Raw genomic sequence first — 20001 nt, 5'->3', positions numbered from 1 at the left:
TTTGTCTAAAAATGAGGAGTTTCAATATTTATAGAGTAGTGTAATTCTGTAATCAGAGACTCTTGTGGAGGTGTATTCTCACTGCAGCTGCAAAAAAGAAAGCCATTATTGTCATTGTAAAGATGAAAATAAGTATCTTCATTTGGTAATAAATGATAAAATGGCATTTCGACTTATAACGCTCATGTTGGGCTTTTCATTGTTCTCCTGCTTTAAAGTAAAGCCTGTGGACAGGACAAAGTCCAACTCATACTTTATTCAGAACGGCAAGTATTATTATATGCAGGACGGGAATCGTCTCTCCCACGGCAAGAATATGCTGAAAAATGTTTCAGGCCCATTAACAATTCTATCTGAAAACCTTGCCATGGATGATAAAACAGTTTATTACAAAAGTTACCCCCAGCCTGTAGTAGACAGAAACAGCTTTGAGATATACAATTTTGTTAAGAAAGACAAAAGTCATGTTTATGATTGGGACTTCTTCAGATTGATAGCAGTGCCTGAGGCTGATCCCGAAACATTTCGATATGTAGTAATTGATTCTGCCAATTGGTCAACATGGGCGCGAGACGCAAATCGCTATTTTGCATCACACCATGTGGTTAATGTGGATTACAATTCTTTTCAAATACTCAATATAACATTGGCATACGATGCCCAAGGGGTATATGTTAAAAATGGAGCCCGGCTTATAAAGATGGCAGACCTCGCTGGTGATTCTAAAAAGCTGACAAAACACTTTTTAGCTGATCAGAGTTTTGTCTATTATTATTCAATGAAGAATGGTTTTCAAAAGATACCGTTAACCCCGGAATCTAAAATTACTATCCTTAAAGAGGATGAGATTAAAATTGGCGACACGATTATTTCCGCATACCGTTGATCTAACAATTCATTTGAGACTGTCGTATCGGGCAATGCGATTATGGCGTGTTTAATAAGAATGGCTCGTTTGTAGAGAAATCCAGGTACGTGTTTGTTTCCAGGTCGGCCGTTAGCTGAAAAAAGCAGTTTCCACCGTCATCAACCTGTACCAGCCTTTTTTTCCAATCGTCAATGTCATGAATACAGAAGCAGTTGATATAGACTTTCTTTCCTTCGGCACTTTTGTAGGGGATATACTGCCTTTTGTAATTTTTCAGGTCAATATATTCCGGGAACTTTTTGATGCTGTTTTGTTCCCGGTTATACTTATTTATACATTCTGTAAGAAGACGATCAATATTTCGGAGTTCCTGATGGCTAGGATTAAGAGATAGAGATGCCGTGTCTTTTAAAAGCCAGCGTATATCCTTTGCTATAGGCAGTATGGCAATGGTGTTTGTATCAAGAATGAAGGGAGGATCTCTTTTAACATCTACAGTGTCTTTAAGAGGGTCCTGATTTTGATTACTGTCTTTTTGTACACACGCATATATAAAGATACAACATAAGAGAACAAGGGTAATTAACTTGGTCATGTCAGATTGGTTTTAAATAAATTTTTCTGCTGGGCCATTTATTATAACCTCTTCGGCTACTTTCCAAAAACTTTATTGATTGCTTCGGTTTTATTATCCACCTGCAGTTTTTTGTACATATTGTAGATATGGCGTTTAAGGGTATTGATGGAAATGCCTAATTTATCTGCCACTTCTTTATAAAAAAATCCTTGCGAAAGCAACTCTAAAATTTCTTTTTCCCTTGGGGTAATAATTGTCAGCGCAACGGCATGTTTATTGTCTTTTTGCTGAAAATGCTGTACCAGTTTACGTGCAATATCGGGGCTCATGGGGCTGCCGCCGTCATGCACCTCCCGAATAGATTGTAATAAAAATTCAGGTTTACTTCTTTTTAGGATGTATGAAGACGCTCCATATTCCAAAGCCTGATACACTTTTTCATCTTCATCGTACACGGTACATATCATAAATTCTGTGCGTGGGCAGGTGGGTTTTAATTGCTTTACACAGTCAATTCCATTAATCCCCGGCAGCCCGATATCCATCAGCACCACATCAGGCTGTAATTCCGGAATTCCCTTGAGTGCATCTTCCCCGTTTTGAAATACGCCTGCACATAAGTAATCGTCTTCCATCGCAATGGTCGATTCCAGCAGTTCCCGAATAGATGCATTGTCTTCTACAATCGCTATGGTGATTAATCTTTTCATTAGGATAGGGTTTTCAAATGGTAGGTAACAGTAATGACAGTACCCCTCCCGGGTTCATTCATCCATACAATATTGCCACCGATGGTTTGCATATTGGCTTTCATATTGCGCAGGCCATTACCCAAAACAACCCCTTCTTTCTTTTCGGTCATGCCTATTCCGTTGTCGGCTATGTACATGATTAACTGGCCGGTTTGGGTAATGGTCAACGTCATGGTTACTTCTGTGGCCTGAGCATGTTTTACAATATTATTCAGCGCCTCTTTCATGGTAAGAAAAAGATTCCGGCGTACACTGCCATCCAGCATGTGCTCGGAAATAGGTTGTGGTACGTGCATTACAAAGTGAATGCCGGCATCATTCATAAACTCTGTTGCAAACTTGCGAATGTAAGCCAGCAGGCTTTGAAGCGTATCATTGTTATTATTCAGCGTCCATACAATCTGGTTCATTTTATCTACCAGCTGAGTAGAGTTGTCCGCTATAATGTTTATTTCCCTTGCATCCAGTTGAGGATGTTTTCTTTTCAGCAATTCAGTGCTCATAGAAATGGAAGTAAGAGATGCTCCCAGGTCGTCATGCAATTCTTGTGCAATGCGGTTGCGTTCCAAGAGCTGCATTTCCAGTACAGCTTTACTCTGTTTCCATTGCTGCTCTTTTTCCAGCAACTCAAAACGGCTTTTCTCCATTTGTATTTTTCTGCGGTAGCTGATCAAAAAACCGAATCCCGCCAGGGCAAGCAAAATGGCACTCACTATGATAATAGTAATGGTATTGTTTTTCCGGGTCAACTGCAGGTCTTTGTTAAGCAATACATTTTCCTGCATTACTTTTTTGCGATCTATTTCATATTTTTCCAGGTCTTTATTTATTTCCTGCTCCCGTAGTTCGCCGGCAAGACGGTAAGCGTGTTCCAGGGCAATTTGTGCCAGGTTCTTGTTGCCCGTCATTTTAAGCATTTTGTAATAACCGTCGAGAGCATTTTTACGTGCGGCAAGAGATAACAGATCTTCATCTAAAAGTTGTTGCATGGGAAATCCCCGCCTAAGTATGGTTGCTGCATACGCCGTATCCTTAGCCTGGTAAGCTATTTCCATCATCTGGGTTAAGGTTTCAAAATATCCGGATGTGTTGATATCGGTATTTACTTTTAATAACTGATCAGAAATGTATTTTGCAGAATCATAATTCTTACTGCTTTTGTACATTGCTACCAGTAACCAATTAACCATTTCTTCCTTTGATTTGTCAGCATACGCTTGCTGCAATGCCTGTGCTTTTCTTGTTGTATTAAAAAAATTAATAGTGTCGTTTGCCTGGTAGTATGCGTTGCCCATCGTTTGATAAGCCAGTATCATTCTTGCAGTATCCTTCAAAGGTGCGTAGTGATTTAAAAACTTGTTCGCATTTTCAACGGCGAGTTTATAGTTGCCCAGCTGTGTATGTAATACAGCCAGGTTATTGTACAGCGGAAAATTCTTCAAACTATCCGGGGCCTTGTCCTGCTGCAGATATTGAAGTGCAGTTGTACTTGCGTCTGCAGCTTCGTTCAGTTTGCCGGCTACGTTGTAAGCGATTGCCCTTGAGGCGTACAGGTCACAATAGGCATTAGGGTCATTTATTTTTTTTGCCAGTATAAGGGATGAATCAGAAAGTTTTATTGCGCGGTTAAAATCATTCTTGTAGGCGCTATAATAATACACCAATAGGCGGTAACTCTGCACCTGTGCTACTTCATCATTGTGTAGTTTCGCTGCAGCAAGCGCCTTTTCATAAAGAGGAATACAGGCATCGGGGTCTTCCTTTTCTTTATTGATGGCCGCATTCATTACCGGTTTTACCGCAGCGCTCACCTTACGTTTGTAAAAAGGAACATCGTCCGCAGATTTTTGGACGCAAGCACACAGGAATACCATTGCAAAAAGCAATAGATGAACACCTGAAAGTGCCTGATCACAAAAATATTTTTGATATAACCGCATATAGTTTAACCACTCGGGATAAAAAGTTTACAGATATACAAATGTAAACAAAATGAATATTGCGCAGGAATAATACAAAAGTGTTATTATTACTCTTGTCGGGACCAGGATTTTTGGTTGAAATATAACTTATAAAGTGGTTGATGAATACTTTATAAAACGGTAATAGCTTTAGTACGTTACATTTTTTAAATAATCGCCCCGTATGATAATGCGGTTATCCTGATCATACGAAATGCTAAAATAAGTTCCATCATGGGATTGTAATTCGAGCTCTTCAAACGGTTTGATGCCTTGAGATTTCATTTCCTTAAGCGTTATAGCCGAAGATTCCTGTAGCTGCATAAACCTGGTATTAAGCAAAGCGTTTAATCCACTGGTCTCGTCAACTTGCTGTTTTTTTTGTATCCGTAATTATCTGCTGGGTTTTTGAAACTGGCTTAGCTATACGCAATTGCCTTTCTGCTTCAATAAAGGCATCTCTGATTTGTTTGTATTGAAATAGTAGGCTTTTTAAGTCCATCATTATATTCATTAATTCTTTGCAGGTTGAATTCAAAATACAGCTTTAGACTCTGATTTAGTATAAGAATCATTGTTGACCGATAAAATTAAAAAAAGTAAATTGGTTTTTGCTGAGTTTTATGTGATACAAAAGTGTTATTGCAAAGCTTATTGATATCACGCACCTTTGGTTAAAATTTAACTATGAAAAAAGTAATTCTTACATCGTGCATCTTTCTAATCACAACTTCCAGTTTGCTCGCACAAAACAAAACGGACCTTGTGGACAGACTGAGCGAAACCAGTGGCTGGCTTGATGGCTATGTGGTGGAAAAGACCATTACACTCAATCTTTCGGAAAGCATGTGGAAGCTGATGGCTGATGAAACGAAAACGCCACAGGGCTATCGTACCTGTGGAAGAATGGCTGACGCTTTTGTGGTCCTTTCAGATTTGTATGGAGGAACACACCTTGAACAAAAATGCGGTTTTAGCGTAAGTAAAGAAGGCGTTAACGACAATAAAGAAGGCTGTAAATCGGTAATTGACGGGTGGAACGGGAAGTACACGCTCACTGTAAACGCAGGTGGGCTGCCGGGTTCAAAAGATGGCTTCCATTTGATAAACGGATACATCATGGCGGTAGCATCCTTTATACATGGAGCAAACAGCTATGGCTATGCGCCCAAAACAGCTAAACAAAATATCATCATCAACGCAGATAATAAATACAAGGATGTAAGCGTAAGCTGGAGTGCCGATGGCAGTACCGCTACCATTAATGCCCCCGGCGATGTAGAGGTAAACGAATGGGACACCAAAATTACAAAACCGTTTAAAAAAGCGTGGACGAAGTAGTGTAAGATTGTGAACAAAAAACATTAAATCTATCTATATGACATCTCTAAGGAATTTTATGCTTATCTGTGTATTATCAGTGCTGGGAAATACTGCGCTGGCACAAACGGAACCCAATCGTTTTAAAATCGATCTGGTAATTGAATATCCAGGTAATAAACTGGCAACTACATTAAGTTCCGTAAACTTATCGCTGAGCAGATATGATGAACACCAACCTGAATCAGAATCTGCCAATGACTCCTCCCAAAAGGCTGTTGCTGCTTCAGCAAGCTATACAAACAGTTTTTATTTGACTATGGACAGCAAAATGGTCAATGATGACTTGCTGCGTGTTATTTCAAAGAAAAGTAGCCGTCTCAAAGGCATCATCACCATCAAAGATACTGACGGCAAGCTCCCTGACCGTACTTTTAAGTTCGCTCAGGCCTCCATATCCAACTTCAGCGACCAATATACCGCTGCGAGCTATGGGGATTATATGGGCGGTTTTGTTTTTACCATTACCTGTAAAGAAATGTCCATAAATGGAATACCTATTGAGCAATAAAACATTGAAATATATGAAAGAGTGGTTTAAAACCCAATGGACAACAGATGTAAACAGCGTTAAAATCTACCCATACCGGATCTTTTATATTCTTTCCGGTGTGCTGGCGCTCGCTTTTGCTGCCTTAATAATTGTTTACCTATATTACGAGCATAAAACAATCTTGCAGTCGTTGCCAGTAATCGTTTTGGCACTACTTGCAGTTGTTTTATTTTGGAGCAATGGCAATACCTACATACATTTCGATAACACCAAAGGTATCATGCGAAAAATGCTCTTTGGTTTTATTCCGGGACGCAGAATCAAGTTTATTAATTTGCTGAATATAGAGATAGTAAACAATATGTCAGGTGGTTATAGGTACCTTCTGTTCCGTAAAAAAGCAAAATTTGGCAAGGGGATCATCATATCGTCACGCTATACAAGAAATGATGATCCCAATGCAGTGATCTTAGCAACCAGGATCATACCTATTATTCATGGTTTTTTTGAGGCGCATGATCTACCTGCTGCAAAACCTGCTGAAGCTTTTGCAGGGTATAAATATTTTAGCATTGAGCAACAGAATTATACGGTCAAAAAAAGAAAAGTGGTAATGCTGATTATAGGTTTTGTTATGCTCACTTTCGGAGTCCATGAATTGACACTTAATCCATGGATTGAAGATGCCAGTCTGCTCATCAAAATCTGCATACTTCTCACTTTCAACATTGGTGGCCTCATGACGATCATTTCGGCATTTACTGCGATAACTATTACACCCGCCAGCCAAACCATTACACGTACAAATCCCTTTGGTTTGGGAAACAAGACCTGGATATTGAAAGACATTGTCGGCATTCAAACGGTCCGCAGTTCAGTTAACTTTATTTATTCAGGAACAGATATTCAAATATATTTTCAAGCGCCAGGTACCAACAAGCGGGAAGTCTTGATTATAAAAAGCTTAAGAAAAAGCGCCAGCATTGAGCGATTTGTACAGGAATTAAATCAGATTCTCGAATTAAAAAGCAGTAGTATGCCGGTACCTTCTTTGACTTAAATGGTTATTCAAAATATTGTGATAACAAAAGCCTCATAATAAAAGAAACAGTTTAACGGACCTCGATATAATTCATTTTTAACAAAATAGAAGTAAAAATCCTCAGTATTGTTTGAAAGAATCCTAAGAAAAAGTAAAAAAGCAAAAGAATGAAGTATAAATCCCTCCCTGTAAAATTGTGATGGGATTTTTTTTGTTCAAGATTTAATATAAATATTTCTAAGAAATTTTAAAATTAAAATATAATTTGATGATGTTGATGCTCAAAATTAACGCCGTGATACAACATCAATTTACAAACACAAATTAAAAACATTTTACTGGTATGCGTTAAGTCATAATTTACTCGTGATGATATTGATAACTTTGAATACACCAATAAGAAATAAATATGAAATTAATTATCACAACAGTAATTGTTCTGGCTTTTACAGTGAGCGGCTGCAAAAAAGATTCATCGACAGACAGTTCAAATAATGCAGATTCAGTATCTGCTTATGAGAACAACAACAACAGCATGGACGCTAATAACTCTTCGGAAATATCAACAGATAGTCTGAATACCGAATCGCAGAATGCATCATTACAGAATGCTCCATCTAAAAGTTCATCACAAAATGCTCAAGGCGATTCATCTGGAACAGGAGGAAGACAAAATTAAGCCATATAACGAGTACGTATTTAATATAAAAATATTTAAGTTATATAGGTTATCGACTTCTAACTATACAGCTACACCTGATAAGACCAGAGTCTTTTAATTTGATACAATATTAAAATACAATCGTTTCGAATTCTTATCTACTAAGCGAAGTAATACACCTTTTTGTTAATTCTGTTATAAACCTTCAAAAAATATTTATTCTAATAATTACCATTAATATGATTGCAAATGAGATCAGAATCATGCGGGGACCAAACATGTGGTCATGCACTCACCACCACCTTATTGTCATCAAATACGATCCTTTTACAATTTCGGAAACAGACCCTGAAAAGCAGCAGTTGATCAGGGATTATTTTCGTTCAAATTTTCAATTTGAATCTTTACATGATGAGTTTAGGCTTCGTGTGCTAGACTATAGTTTACACCTGGCTTCGATTTTACAAGGATCATCTTATTATAATATAGTTTCATCGGCGCCCGGGATATTTTACGGAATATTGGAATATGAGGTTGAAGAAGCCGGTCTGGAATCGCTGAAACTGGCGTCAGAAATTATACAGTCACTCTCTGATAATGAAACTCCTATAACTTTCAGCGAAGCTCAGCAACAGGTTATGACTGTTCACCGTAAGTATGGTGAAGGACCTACAACTACTATGATCATCGAGTCTGCGAGAAAACGGAATATACCTGTAAGTGTAGGACCTGCCGGATTTACCATTTTGGGGTATGGAAAAAATCAAAAAAGGATAAGCGCTGCCATTTCCCAACACACTTCTTGCATTTCCGTAGATATTGCCTGTGACAAAGATTACACGAAGAAATTTTTAGAAAGTGCCTATCTGCCGATTGCTGATGGTAGATTAGCAAGGGATGAAAGTGAACTCTTACTGATCGCAGAAAATTTAAGATATCCATTAGTTACGAAGCCCTTTAACGGTAATCAAGGAAGAAATGTGACTTGTAACATTAAAAATTTTGAAGAACTTCTCATTGGATTTCGGTGTGCGGCAGAAATTTCAAAACCTGTGATTGTTGAAAAAGAAATTATGGGGTACGATTACCGGATTTTAGTGATCGGAAATAAGTTTATTGCGGCCTCATTACGGCAGCCTGCTTCTGTTGTTGGCGACGGCTTTTCAACCATTTCAGAACTGGTAGAAACCGAAAATCTCAATCCTTTGCGGGGAGATGGTCATGAGAATGTCTTGACAAAAATCAGCCTAGATTCTGTTACAGAACTGCATCTTCAAAAACACGGACTGCAATTGCATTCTGTTCCTGCAAAAGGGCAGCAAATATTTTTAAGAGCTACAGCTAATTTAAGCACAGGCGGTACTGCGGAAGATGTCACAGACATCGTACATCCGTCCAATATAATAATGGCAGAAAAAGTATCAAGAGTTATTGGTCTGGATATCTGCGGTATAGATGTCGTAAGCCCGGATATCACCCAGCCTCTTTTGGAAAATGGCGGTGCGATTATCGAAGTAAATGCAGCCCCGGGACTAAGAATGCATAAATATCCTACAAAAGGAGAATCACGTGAAGTCGGTGAGCCAATAGTAGATTTAATGTTTCCAGAGGGAGATGATGGCAGAATTCCTATCGTTGCAATTACCGGAACAAACGGCAAAACAACCACGACCAGACTAATGGCGTATGTAGCGGCTTTTGCAGGATATACCGTGGGATTCAGTTCAACTGACGGTATTTATGTGGGAGATGAGAGGATTAAAATAGGTGATTGTTCCGGTCCACAAAGTGCACGTACGATATTACAAGATACAGCTGTTGATTTTGCGGTGCTTGAATGTGCACGCGGTGGGATTATCAGGTCAGGTCTCGGATTCGACCAGTGCGATATTGCCATTGTCACAAATGTTGCCGCTGATCATTTGGGATTAAAAGATATTTATACGGTAGAGGATCTTGCCAAAGTAAAAGCAGTGGTTCCGTGTGCGGTAAAGAAAGATGGCTGGGCTATTTTAAATGCAGGAAATGAACATGCATATGGAATGAAAGACAGGGTAAGATGTAATGTTGCTCTGTTTTGTTCCACAGAAAACAATACTCGCCTTCAGGAACATATGAAAAATGGAGGACGTGCAGTATATGCAGACCGCCACCTTAATGTTTTCATTTACAGTGGTACCCATAAAATTTTTGTTTTTAATCTGACCGATGCACCCATCACCCGTAATGGGAAAGCAGAATTTATGATTGAGAATTTACTGCCCGTCGTTTTAGCAGCCTATTTTTCAGGAATTCAGACTGAGCAGATCGCTCTCGCATTAAAGGGTTTTATTCCTAATGCAGAACAAACTCCCGGACGGATCAATGAATTCGAAATCAATGGCTTAAATGTCATAGTAGACTATGCCCACAATCCTCACGGCCTGAGAGCACTCGCAGGATATCTTAAGCATATTGCCGGAAAAAAAATCGGGGTTATTACTGTACCAGGTGACCGTCGCGATAATGATATTATTGAGTTCGGGCAGATTGCAGCCTCAATGTATGATGATATTATTATCAGGTTTGATCGTGATACGAGAGGAAGAAGCGAGGAATCGATCGTCGAACTTTTAGCAAAGGGAATTCAAGATATAAAGCCTGATTTAGAATATAAGGTCATTGCAGATACACAATCTGCTATTCATTTTGCTATTGATACGGCAGAAAAGGGAAGCTATGTTGTTATTTGTGCAGACAATGCCATACAGACGCTGAAGATCACGCAGAACGTAGCTCAGCTTTATCAACATTAAATCTTAGGCAGTGGCTAGAATAAGGCTTTCATCAACAAACAACAGCCAATCGACAGCACACAGCACACATATTAACTAGAAATAATCTGATAATTCATACAAATAAGACCGTCTGATTTAGGAGGTTTTATTATTAGGGAGAATCAATTCGAAGTTGCTTCTCATTTTACAATATTTTCTAATAATCAACAGTCTTTAGTAAATTATGCCACATATGACCCCTAATCATTTTTATTCTACCTGTGAGCTGACACCTTTGATTCAAACGTTTTTAAGCATTGAGCGATTTGTACAGGAATTAAATAAGATTCTCGAATTAAAAGCAGTAGTATGCCGGTACCTTCTTTGACTTAAATGGTTATTCAAAATATTGCGATTAAAACGAGCTAATAATTTGGCATGACGGTACATTCCATTTGTATCAGATACTTTAGTAAAAAATAAGTTAAACGGACTTTGATATAATAAAGCTAAACCTGTTTTATATTTCTCTTAATCGGACAAACAATTCAACGATATAAAATCGTAAATTTACATTTTACAGGTTTTATTTTATCAATGAGAGATTATAGATACAGCATATTCACTTCCGAAATTGAATCAAAAATCACTAAAGGGATTTTAAAGTCAGGTAGCAAATTGCCTTCCGTTAGGAGTATAAAAAAGGAATATAACTTAAGTACAAGTTCTGTACAGAGCGGATATGATTACCTTGTGTTCAAAGGTCTGGTGACAAGCATTCCACGTTCAGGCTATGTAGTAGCTGCACTGACCAAAAAGATAAATGAAGTGCCAGAAATTGATTTGCCACCTATACCAAGAGACCCTTTATTTAAAGAAAATGTTGTCCTTACTTCCGTAAAGCAACATGTTTCATTTGCATCCCTAAACGCTGCAACACCGTCCGACTTTTTTGTACCACAAAAGTTGGTTCTGAGAACTATGCAGCAGGTAATCCGTGAAAAGGGGGCGGCTCTTCTACGTTATTACCCGACCACCGGTACAGATGAACTTAGGGAATTGCTTGCCGAACGTTTGGCAAGACATGGTGCACAGGTTCAGCCTGAGGAACTGCTGATTACAGACGGGGCATTACAGGCATTGTATATTGCACTCGCTATAACCACAGTTCCGAACGACATTATAGCGGTGGAAAGTCCCTGCGTATTCTCTGTTTTAGAGGTTGTCGCCAGCCTTCGCTTAAAGATAATTGAAATCCCCGTTAGGTACAATGAAGGCTTTGATACGGATTACCTCAAAAGTGTATGCAGCAAAAATGTTGTTAAAGCAATCGTGCTAACACCTAACTTTCATAATCCTACCGGAATATTGATGACGGATGAACGGAAGAAAGAGGTTCTTGCCATTGCATTGTACCATAATATCCCTATTATAGAAAACGATATCTATGGTGATCTTTACTTTCATAATTCCCGACCGTCCAACATCCGGAATTTCGATATCAGTGGCTCAGTCATTACTTTTTCTTCGTTTTCGAAAACCATCGCCCCTGGCATCCGTCTGGGGTGGATGGCGCCAGGCCGCTTTTTTTCTAAAGCCGAGGATAAAGTTCTCGTTGGGGAGGTCAGTATCACCTATTAATCAAGAGATCATTACCAAGTTACTAAGAACATCCAGTTATGACAGGCATCTGAGGATATTCCGCCACCATTTAGAGCGGCAGGCCTCTCAACTTGCAATACAATTCAGCACCTATTATCCGGAAAATACATGTATTCAGGTTCCACATGGAGGGTATTCCATTTGGAACAAACTACCTGAGAATACTGATATGCAGGGATTTTATAAAACTTGCGAGGCATTTGGCATCCACCTTACTCCGGGTACAACTTTTTCACTTACGGATTCCTATGATCATTGTTTCCGAGCAATATTTTCGCAACATATTACACCCGCCAGTCTTGAGGCGATTAAAACAATAGGTCTCTCATTAAACCCTTAATTGTACCGATCTGTTTTTGTATATCTGTATCGTATACTGATTTACTTGTGCCCCTATATTTGTTTTAAATTAATTAAATGATGGGAATAGTGTCGAAATTTACCATAGCATCGGATGAGGGATTGCATAATCTTTTCCTGCTAAAAGAGGCCCAGATTAGGGAAATGTACAACAGTTCTGTGTCGGAAGAACAGTTAGACGAATATATTCAACAACAGCTTTCTGAAAAGGATGCCGTGAATGACTTGAACAACCTCAGTACCCAAATGATAACCGTTTTTGTAGAGGATATCCCTGTGGGATATGCCATTATGCGGCAATCATTGAGTAAGCTTGAAATATTGGCAAACCAAAAAGCTATACATTGCGGTTCTTTCTATATAACGGCAGAACATAACAATGCTGAAACAAGAGCATCTTTATGGAATAAATGTCTATCGGTAACCCGTAGTTATGATGCCATATGGTTAGAGTTGCTCCAATCTGACCCACTGATTCCGTTTTTGACAGACTGTGGATTTAAAATACAACAGGAATCGGAAATGAATCCTTTCAACAAGCCTTCTTATATTTTGATACGGCTTAACATTGAAAATTAGGAAGGTTCGTCTTACTTTTCGCATGATTTTCAATCAGTTTTAAAAATTATTGCCGAAGCTATAAGTTTTTAGGGCTACAGTAACAATCAGTAAGTTGTGGTTTTTAGGTTATTTTATTAATAGAAAACATTAATCCATTTAATATCTTCGGCACAGTAAGTAAGGAATTGGTCATTTTTTCCTTCAGCCAAAGCTTTATTTGCCTTTATAAAAATATCCTCGTTATTCATAATTAACTGTTATTTACGAATGAGTTAACTATCGATTTGTACACCAATCTTTCCATAGAAATCAGGATCACTATCTCTGAACTCAAGCAGGCTGTGTGCTTTATCTATTTCTGATAAAGGGAAAACTTTGTTTAACACAGGCTTTAATTTTCCGGATTCTATTAGCTTTGTAAGTTCGTCTAATTTATTTCTGTTTTGTCTGGTAAATACAAAATGGTACGTGGCATTTTTACCCCATGCATGAATCAGGTTTTGGGGAATTTCAATATCAACTAATGTTACAACCTGTCCCATTTGATCTAAAACTTTTCCGCTATCCGAAAGGGTAGTACCGCCAATTGTATCAATGACAACGTCTACGCCTTTACCGTTTGTCAGCTCTAAAACTGCATCAATATAATTTTCTTTTTTATAGTCAATGGTATGATCTGCTCCTAATTCTTTAAGGAATTCATGGTGAACGGTTCTCGCTGTCGTATAAACAGTTGCACCCATTGCCTTTGCCAGTTGAATAGTAGGTATTCCTACACCTCCTGCACCACCGTGTATTAAGATCGTTTGATTGATCTTAAGCTGTGCTCTTGTGTAAAGCATTTCCCAAGCGGTTCCTGCTGCTAAGGGAAATGTAGCGGCTTCTAAATGACTGATGTTTTTCGGCTTGATACCGATGATCGATTCCTTAGCGACATGATATTCTGCATAGCTTCCATATCCATTAAAAATTTCAGGAGTATAATATACTTCGTCCCCGACTTTAAAGTTTTTGACACCTGTACCAATCTCCACAATCACGCCTGAGACATCATGCCCTGTAATTACCGGAAGTTGTAACTCGTTTCTATAATCTCCTCTGCGAACCTGAAAATCCAAGGGATTCACTGATGTCGCCATTACTTTTACTAATACTTCTTGAACTCCCGGTTTTGGGACTGGAACATCTAATATTTCAAATTTTTCTACCGAACCAAACTCGTTTAACACTGCTGCTTTCATAATGATTTTATTTAGTTATTTATATATTTACCTATTTAGGTAAAATTCTAATTATACAATTAAGTTTTTTAAGTTTTTATTTTGAGCTGATTCATTCTTTTATTGACACGGCATCCTTGTGATTATAAACACAATATGACTTGTTAATAAAATTTCTACGAATTTTTTTACGATACAAATTTATATCACTGGTAAGAAATAGACGTAGACAAATGTCTATATGTAGAAATTACGCAACGCTCAATGGATGAAAATTTATATAGAACGAAAATATTTCACCCCTCTACTAATGCTTAGGTAATTAGGATAATAGCTAAATATTAAATTAAAATTTTTTACAATTCTTCTTTAATAAGTCTTGCTAATTCCTGAATTGATTTTTCATTTCTTTTATAATACGTCCACTGCCCTTTTCTTGTTCCGATCAGAATTTTGGCAGTCGACATTGTTTTTAAGTAATCAGAAACAGTAGGAACCGACATTCCGGCTTTCTGTGCAATGTCTGATACACAGACTCCTAATTCAGGATTATAATTGTTTAATTCTTCCTCAGGAAAATGTTCAAAAGGATCTTTTAACCACGTAAGGATATTGAGCCGTGTTTCGTTTGATAATGATTTAATTACTCCTAATAATTTCATACTTCAGATTTGTTTTACAAATTTAGGTAATTTCTGGGCAGAAAGACAAACTTGTATTGCTTTAGGAACTGCGCTGATAGCAGCAGCCAATGCAAAAGTAGATGCCACACCAATGGAAGGTTTTGATGCGCAACTGTTTGATGAAGTTTTGGCTCTCCATGAAAAAGACCTGCACAGTATCGTGATATTATCTTTAGGATATCTGAATGAGGCTAGTGATTACTTAGTTAATACTCCTAAAGTGAGAGTACCTTTAGAAGAAATGGTAACAAAAATAGGTTAGTATACGACCGCAGTTTTTAAAGCTCTGGTTGGTATATTCAAAAATTAATAATAATACTAAAATCATTTTAGAATATTAATCCTGAATTGTGGTGAAAGAAAACATTTTATCATTGTAATTGATGTTTTATGGTACACAATCCAATATTGTAATGGTGAATTAAAAATATTTTAGTAATTTTGACCAAACTGATAACAAGATTTCAAGTGTAGCGATCTGATTTTTCAGGGACAACTGAGAAAAAGCTACTACAAGAATGTTAACTCCTTAGTTATGCATCCGCTATTTCATTATATCAACCGCTACGCTATAATCTCTGAAGAAGATTTTCAAGATATCAAAAGCCATTTTATTGAGCATAAGCTCAGTAGAAAACAATATCTACTGCAGGAAGGGGAAATTTGTAAATATTTAGGTTTTGTTGTCAAAGGAGCGATGCGTAAATATTATACAGATGAAAAGGGAGTAGAACATATCGTTAGTTTATTTGTTGAAAATTGGTGGGCAGGGGACAGAGAAAGTTTTGTTATGCAAACCCCAAGTACATATATTGTAGATGCGTGGGAAGATTGTGAATTGTTTCTCATTTCCAGAGAAAGTGCTTTACAGCTACGCAATGAATGTCCTGCTTTTAATGAATTAACATTGAAGCTTGATGAGCAAAGTACAATCTCTGCTCAAAAAAGAATAACTTCTTCCATAAGTCTTACAGCAGAAAAACGCTATGAAGATTTCGTCGAACGTTATCCTGATTTCGTTAAGCGTTTTCCGCAGCATATTATCGCTTCTTATCTCGGTATTACCAAGGATACCCTAAGTCGTGTACGTAAAAATGCACTAAAAAGGTAATCAGCACATTTCTTAAACTTTTGATCAACAGCTTTTTCTGTTTTATTTCGTCATTTGTCTACGTTATTTCTTTTCTGTCGATTTATTTTTGTTTTATGAAAATGAATAAAAATGAAACACATCAGACACCTGTTACTAGCGATTTAGTCTTTGTACCATTTATTTTGAGGAATTTTGAAAATGTGGTAGGTGTTTCTGTGTAATAGAGTGCATTCTTATCACACTGTAAAAAAATAATAACCCATCCTATTATTCATCCCATTCGCATGTATCAATTATTCCATTATATAAATAAATATTCTTCCACGGCAATTTCCAAAGAAGATTTTAAGAATATCAAAAGCCATTTTGTGCGCAAAAAATTCAAAAAAAAACAGTTTCTGTTGGAGAAAGGAGAGATATGTATGTACTTCGCTTTTATTATAAAAGGTGCTTTAAGGCAATATTATAAGAATGAGAAGGGTGTTCAGTACACTGTTAACTTATCTATTGAAAACTGGTGGGCAGGAGACCGTGAGAGTTTTGTTATGCTTACTCCAAGTATGTATAATATTGATGCATGGGAAGATAGCGAAGTACTCCTTATTACTAGAGCAAACGCCTTACAATTGTGTCGCCAATATTCCTCTTTTAATGAATTGTTATTAAAACTCAATGAACAACATAGTATTGCATTACAAAAAAGGATTGCCTCGATCAGTTTTACTGCAATAAAACGCTATAAATGTTTTGTTGAGAATTATGCTTTTTTTATTGATCGCTTTCCTCAACATATTATAGCATCTTATATTGGTGTTACAAAAGATACGCTAAGCCGATTAAGACGCCAGATCGAAAAATAGTATTAACTTTTTATTAAAAATATTAATACTTGCATCTCATTATATTTTATTTAAAATTGTTAACTTCTTATAGAAAAAAGAGCTCGGTTCAATATACGAGCTCTTTTTTAAACTTTTTGGAACAATCTGACGGATCTCCTTTTATATCGTAAACTGGCGTTATACCAAAAGCTCTTCCATGCCAAAAGCAGTCATTCCTTTTTCGAATTGTACCTGAACCGCATCATTTGCAGTTTTAACATATTCTCCGGTCGTTGGATCGACTACCGTTCTGAGTGGTCGTTGTCCTTTTGGTTGCTTAATAAGGTTTACCACTGCATCGGCAACATCCTGCGGATTTGGATTGGTGCTTGAAAATAATTGGCTAATTGCGGTCATCATTTTTTCAGGATAAGCCGATATCGCTTCATATTCTGCATTAATAGCAATATCAGAGGCTGCCCTTGATTTTTGCGACATTTCAGTCGGAAAAGCCCCGGGTTGTAGAATGGCCACATCAATTCCTAATGGTCTTACTTCATAATGTAAGCCTTCACTTAATCCTTCAAGCCCAAACTTTGAAGCACTATACACTGTTGAAAAAGGAAAAGAAAAGGTACCGAAACCACTGGTTACGTTAATAATTAAACCATCGCTTTGTTTTCTCATGACCGGCAATACCAGTTTTATTAGCTGCCACGGTGCAAAAACATTCACATTAAACATCTCCTGTACATCGGCAGTGGTATAACTTTCAGCTACTCCAGTCATTCCTATGCCGGCATTATTTACCAAAACATCAACCTTTCCTTCTTGAGAAATAATATTGTTAATGGCATTTTGTACACTCGCTTCATCAGTAAGTGTAACATCCAAAACGGTAACATTTTCTATCTGTGACAACTGATCAGCTTTCTCTTTATTTTTCCCTTCGGTATTTCTCATTGCTGCATACACTTTATGTCCCAGTGCTGCGACGCTGTGTGCAGTAAGCCAACCAAAGCCACTATTGGTTCCTGTAATTAATACAACTTTTTTGTTCATTATTTATTCATTTAAATTAATGATACAAAGTTCGCTGCTTAGAAAAGAAAATTATTTACCATTTGGTAAAAAGTAGTGTTAGCGTATGTTTTTTCGTATTCGGCTTAACGACTGCTGGGTGATACCTAAATAAGAAGCTATGTAAGAAAGCGGGGTGCGGTTCACTAAATTTGGAAATTGTTCGATAAAAGACAGATAACGGGTAGTGGCATCTTCCGATACTAAAGGGCTTCTCTTTTCAATTGAATTCAGTAGGCACTTACGCTCGATTTTAGAAGCAATTACGTCCCAACCGATGATTGTGTTGGAAATTTCATCCCAATCCTTTTTAGAAAAAACCAGCACCTTGCAGTCGGTAACCGCTTGTATATATTCCGATGCGAATGCTTGCAACTCAAACCTCGGATAATCGGAAACAAAATTATATTCATCTACAAAATAATGCGTTATTTCCTCGCCTTTATTATCATAATAACAAAAGCGGAAAATCCCTTCTAAAACAAAACCTACATATTTTGGAACCTTTCCGGCCTCTGAAAAATATTCACCTTTTTGAAGTTCTATATCTTTACGCTTGCTTAGAATAAACTCAAGCTGTTGTTTGTTAAGACTGCCAAATTGGAGAATGTACTCAGAAAATTCTTTCATGTGTGAAAGATAGTACTTATTTAAAATTGTTTATTTACCATATGATAAATAAATTAAGTCCGCCGACTGGATCATTTTAAGAAATCAAATAAAGAAATCTTAGCTGCTTTATCGTATCAAAAATATTCTTTTATTTATGAGTATGCAATCTTTTATTTTTGAATTCCGATTCATCCATCCACTGTTCAAAATCAGTTAGTTTTGGCATCCAGGTACCTGTAAATTCGTAACCGATAGGATCATAACAGGATATCACGTAGTATTTGCTGACTCAGCATGCTCAGGGAATTGGAATGTCTTGAATACACTGATTGAATTTGGACTATCTAACCGTAAAGAGGTGATCAAGTCATTATTGGATTGATAAAAAATTAGTATGCATCAAAAAAAATCAATTTGTTACCAACGGCACATCTTACAATGAATTTGTGAAACAAACAAACTTGTAATCTGTTACAGTTTGATATTCAGAAGTTACTGGGAAACCTTTTATGTTTGCCGAATCACCTATTATTTATAGATATTATACATATTTCACTTGTAATATTCATACTTACTTCATTTTCATTTGTAGACATTTGTCTACAATTTTTTCTTTCCATTTGATGCAACTTTGAGTTATTAACTTTACATCAACAAAAAATGGAAAAATCACCTTCAATTAGTTGGTTAGCTGTGGTTTCAGAATGGCAACCCCATTGGGTTCGTTTTGAAACAGCATTTCAATTGGGATCAATTCTACTTGACCATGGAGGAGATGGTGTTGCTTCAGCCTTGGAATGGTAGCTGCTGGCTACAATACCTCCACAAGAAACATAATGTAGGACTTCATCTATAGTACAAAACTTACAGACTGTCTCAAATTTTGTGTGGCCTTTGGTATCTATCTAATGATTTCTGTACACAAAAATATTAACCACAAAATATGATTATATGAAAAATCATTTACTCCTTCTGATGGAAGAAAATTTAGCTTGGGTATGGAGTGAAAGGAATGCTACCAATAGAATAGAGTCTATAAAGATGTTTTATACTGCAGAAAGCACATTAAATCATGTAGGCAATCAGGTGACCGGGTATGATGCTATTAATGAAAGTGTAAGTAAGGTTCTGGCTGATATACCTGCGGAATTTACCTTTTTTAAACTGAAGCCAGTTGTTATCAACAATAATATAGGTAGGCTAAATTGGGGAATAGGCCCTAATATAAAATCTATTGTTGCTATTGGAATGGATATCGTGGTTTTTGAAGGGGGTAAAATAAAAATCATTATATGTATTTCTTGATTAAACCAACAAATGAAAAAGTAGAACGGTATACAAAGCCCATGGTAGAAGATGGTCCTTTGTTATGAACAGTCCTGTTGAAATAGCAGAGGTTTATTGTGACTTTTATATCGG

The 20001-nt window shown here is 37.1% G+C and carries 21 protein-coding genes; 13 read left to right on the top strand and 8 right to left on the bottom strand.

Annotated features, from left to right (window positions below):
* Positions 1–160: 160 nt before the first annotated feature.
* Complete coding sequence (locus AC6CHK_RS09295) at positions 161–886, top strand: DKNYY domain-containing protein (protein WP_498095413.1); 726 nt, start codon at positions 161–163, stop codon at positions 884–886.
* 40 nt (positions 887–926) lie between these two features.
* Here AC6CHK_RS09295 and AC6CHK_RS09290 read toward each other — a convergent pair whose 3' ends face one another.
* The 4 genes from AC6CHK_RS09290 to AC6CHK_RS09275 form a co-directional block, all read right to left on the bottom strand.
* Positions 927–1463: a hypothetical protein gene (locus tag AC6CHK_RS09290; RefSeq protein ID WP_498095411.1), complete on the bottom strand. Its 537-nt coding sequence runs from the start codon at positions 1461–1463 to the stop codon at positions 927–929.
* A gap of 56 nt (positions 1464–1519) precedes the next feature.
* Positions 1520–2155, bottom strand: coding sequence for a response regulator (locus AC6CHK_RS09285; RefSeq protein WP_498095409.1), 636 nt, complete (start codon positions 2153–2155; stop codon positions 1520–1522).
* Positions 2155–4137 carry a tetratricopeptide repeat-containing sensor histidine kinase gene (locus AC6CHK_RS09280; protein WP_498095407.1) on the bottom strand — a complete coding sequence of 661 codons (1983 nt, stop codon included), beginning with the start codon at positions 4135–4137 and terminating at the stop codon, positions 2155–2157. The genes AC6CHK_RS09285 and AC6CHK_RS09280 overlap by 1 nt, the downstream gene beginning before the upstream one ends.
* A 171-nt stretch (positions 4138–4308) precedes the next feature.
* Positions 4309–4482 carry a hypothetical protein gene (locus AC6CHK_RS09275; protein ID WP_498095405.1) on the bottom strand — a complete coding sequence of 58 codons (174 nt, stop codon included), beginning with the start codon at positions 4480–4482 and terminating at the stop codon, positions 4309–4311.
* A gap of 597 nt (positions 4483–5079) precedes the next feature.
* On the opposite strand from AC6CHK_RS09275, the gene AC6CHK_RS09270 reads away from it, so the two are divergent.
* From AC6CHK_RS09270 to AC6CHK_RS09240, 7 genes are all read left to right on the top strand, one after another.
* A complete protein-coding gene (locus tag AC6CHK_RS09270) occupies positions 5080–5499 on the top strand; it encodes a hypothetical protein (RefSeq protein ID WP_498095403.1) in 420 nt (139 codons plus the stop codon).
* Positions 5500–5536: 37 nt separating this feature from the next.
* Positions 5537–6049, top strand: a complete 513-nt coding sequence (locus AC6CHK_RS09265) for a hypothetical protein (protein ID WP_498095401.1) — start codon at positions 5537–5539, stop codon at positions 6047–6049.
* Positions 6050–6062: 13 nt separating this feature from the next.
* A complete protein-coding gene (locus AC6CHK_RS09260) occupies positions 6063–7091 on the top strand; it encodes a hypothetical protein (protein ID WP_498095399.1) in 1029 nt (342 codons plus the stop codon).
* Positions 7092–7482: 391 nt separating this feature from the next.
* Positions 7483–7752, top strand: coding sequence for a hypothetical protein (locus AC6CHK_RS09255; protein ID WP_498095397.1), 270 nt, complete (start codon positions 7483–7485; stop codon positions 7750–7752).
* A gap of 221 nt (positions 7753–7973) precedes the next feature.
* Positions 7974–10529 (top strand): cyanophycin synthetase, encoded by a 2556-nt coding sequence (gene cphA, locus AC6CHK_RS09250; protein ID WP_498095395.1) that lies wholly within the window; start codon positions 7974–7976, stop codon positions 10527–10529.
* A 558-nt stretch (positions 10530–11087) separates the two neighbouring features.
* Positions 11088–12131 carry an aminotransferase-like domain-containing protein gene (locus tag AC6CHK_RS09245; RefSeq protein WP_498095393.1) on the top strand — a complete coding sequence of 348 codons (1044 nt, stop codon included), beginning with the start codon at positions 11088–11090 and terminating at the stop codon, positions 12129–12131.
* Positions 12132–12569: 438 nt separating this feature from the next.
* Positions 12570–13091 carry a hypothetical protein gene (locus tag AC6CHK_RS09240; RefSeq protein ID WP_498095391.1) on the top strand — a complete coding sequence of 174 codons (522 nt, stop codon included), beginning with the start codon at positions 12570–12572 and terminating at the stop codon, positions 13089–13091.
* Between the two features lie 254 nt (positions 13092–13345).
* On the opposite strand, the gene AC6CHK_RS09235 is transcribed toward AC6CHK_RS09240, so the two are convergent.
* Positions 13346–14314 carry a zinc-dependent alcohol dehydrogenase family protein gene (locus tag AC6CHK_RS09235; RefSeq protein WP_498095389.1) on the bottom strand — a complete coding sequence of 323 codons (969 nt, stop codon included), beginning with the start codon at positions 14312–14314 and terminating at the stop codon, positions 13346–13348.
* A 335-nt stretch (positions 14315–14649) separates the two neighbouring features.
* Positions 14650–14955, bottom strand: a complete 306-nt coding sequence (locus tag AC6CHK_RS09230) for an ArsR/SmtB family transcription factor (protein WP_498095387.1) — start codon at positions 14953–14955, stop codon at positions 14650–14652.
* Between AC6CHK_RS09230 and AC6CHK_RS09225 the strand changes: the two genes are divergently transcribed.
* The 3 genes from AC6CHK_RS09225 to AC6CHK_RS09215 all read left to right on the top strand — a co-directional run bounded on the left by AC6CHK_RS09225 (position 14906) and on the right by AC6CHK_RS09215 (position 16929).
* Positions 14906–15238, top strand: a complete 333-nt coding sequence (locus AC6CHK_RS09225; RefSeq protein ID WP_498095385.1) for a nitroreductase family protein — start codon at positions 14906–14908, stop codon at positions 15236–15238. The two genes, AC6CHK_RS09230 and AC6CHK_RS09225, sit on opposite strands and share 50 nt — an antisense overlap.
* Positions 15239–15511: 273 nt before the next feature.
* Positions 15512–16087, top strand: coding sequence for a Crp/Fnr family transcriptional regulator (locus tag AC6CHK_RS09220; protein ID WP_498095383.1), 576 nt, complete (start codon positions 15512–15514; stop codon positions 16085–16087).
* A gap of 266 nt (positions 16088–16353) precedes the next feature.
* Positions 16354–16929 carry a Crp/Fnr family transcriptional regulator gene (locus AC6CHK_RS09215; RefSeq protein WP_498095381.1) on the top strand — a complete coding sequence of 192 codons (576 nt, stop codon included), beginning with the start codon at positions 16354–16356 and terminating at the stop codon, positions 16927–16929.
* A gap of 159 nt (positions 16930–17088) precedes the next feature.
* On the opposite strand, the gene AC6CHK_RS09210 is transcribed toward AC6CHK_RS09215, so the two are convergent.
* Together AC6CHK_RS09210 and AC6CHK_RS09205 are read right to left on the bottom strand one after the other, a co-directional pair.
* Positions 17089–17952: an SDR family oxidoreductase gene (locus AC6CHK_RS09210; RefSeq protein ID WP_498095379.1), complete on the bottom strand. Its 864-nt coding sequence runs from the start codon at positions 17950–17952 to the stop codon at positions 17089–17091.
* Between the two features lie 78 nt (positions 17953–18030).
* Positions 18031–18600 (bottom strand): Crp/Fnr family transcriptional regulator, encoded by a 570-nt coding sequence (locus tag AC6CHK_RS09205; RefSeq protein ID WP_498095377.1) that lies wholly within the window; start codon positions 18598–18600, stop codon positions 18031–18033.
* Between the two features lie 642 nt (positions 18601–19242).
* Between AC6CHK_RS09205 and AC6CHK_RS09200 the strand changes: the two genes are divergently transcribed.
* Both AC6CHK_RS09200 and AC6CHK_RS09195 read left to right on the top strand, forming a co-directional pair.
* Positions 19243–19386, top strand: a complete 144-nt coding sequence (locus AC6CHK_RS09200) for a hypothetical protein (protein WP_498095375.1) — start codon at positions 19243–19245, stop codon at positions 19384–19386.
* Positions 19387–19533: 147 nt separating this feature from the next.
* Positions 19534–19887, top strand: a complete 354-nt coding sequence (locus AC6CHK_RS09195; RefSeq protein WP_498095373.1) for a hypothetical protein — start codon at positions 19534–19536, stop codon at positions 19885–19887.
* Positions 19888–20001 lie beyond the last annotated feature (114 nt).

The organism is Chryseobacterium sp. GQ58 (assembly GCF_059758895.1).
The sequence above is the reverse complement of the archived record's forward strand: the minus strand, read 5'-3'. Positions and strand labels throughout refer to the sequence as shown.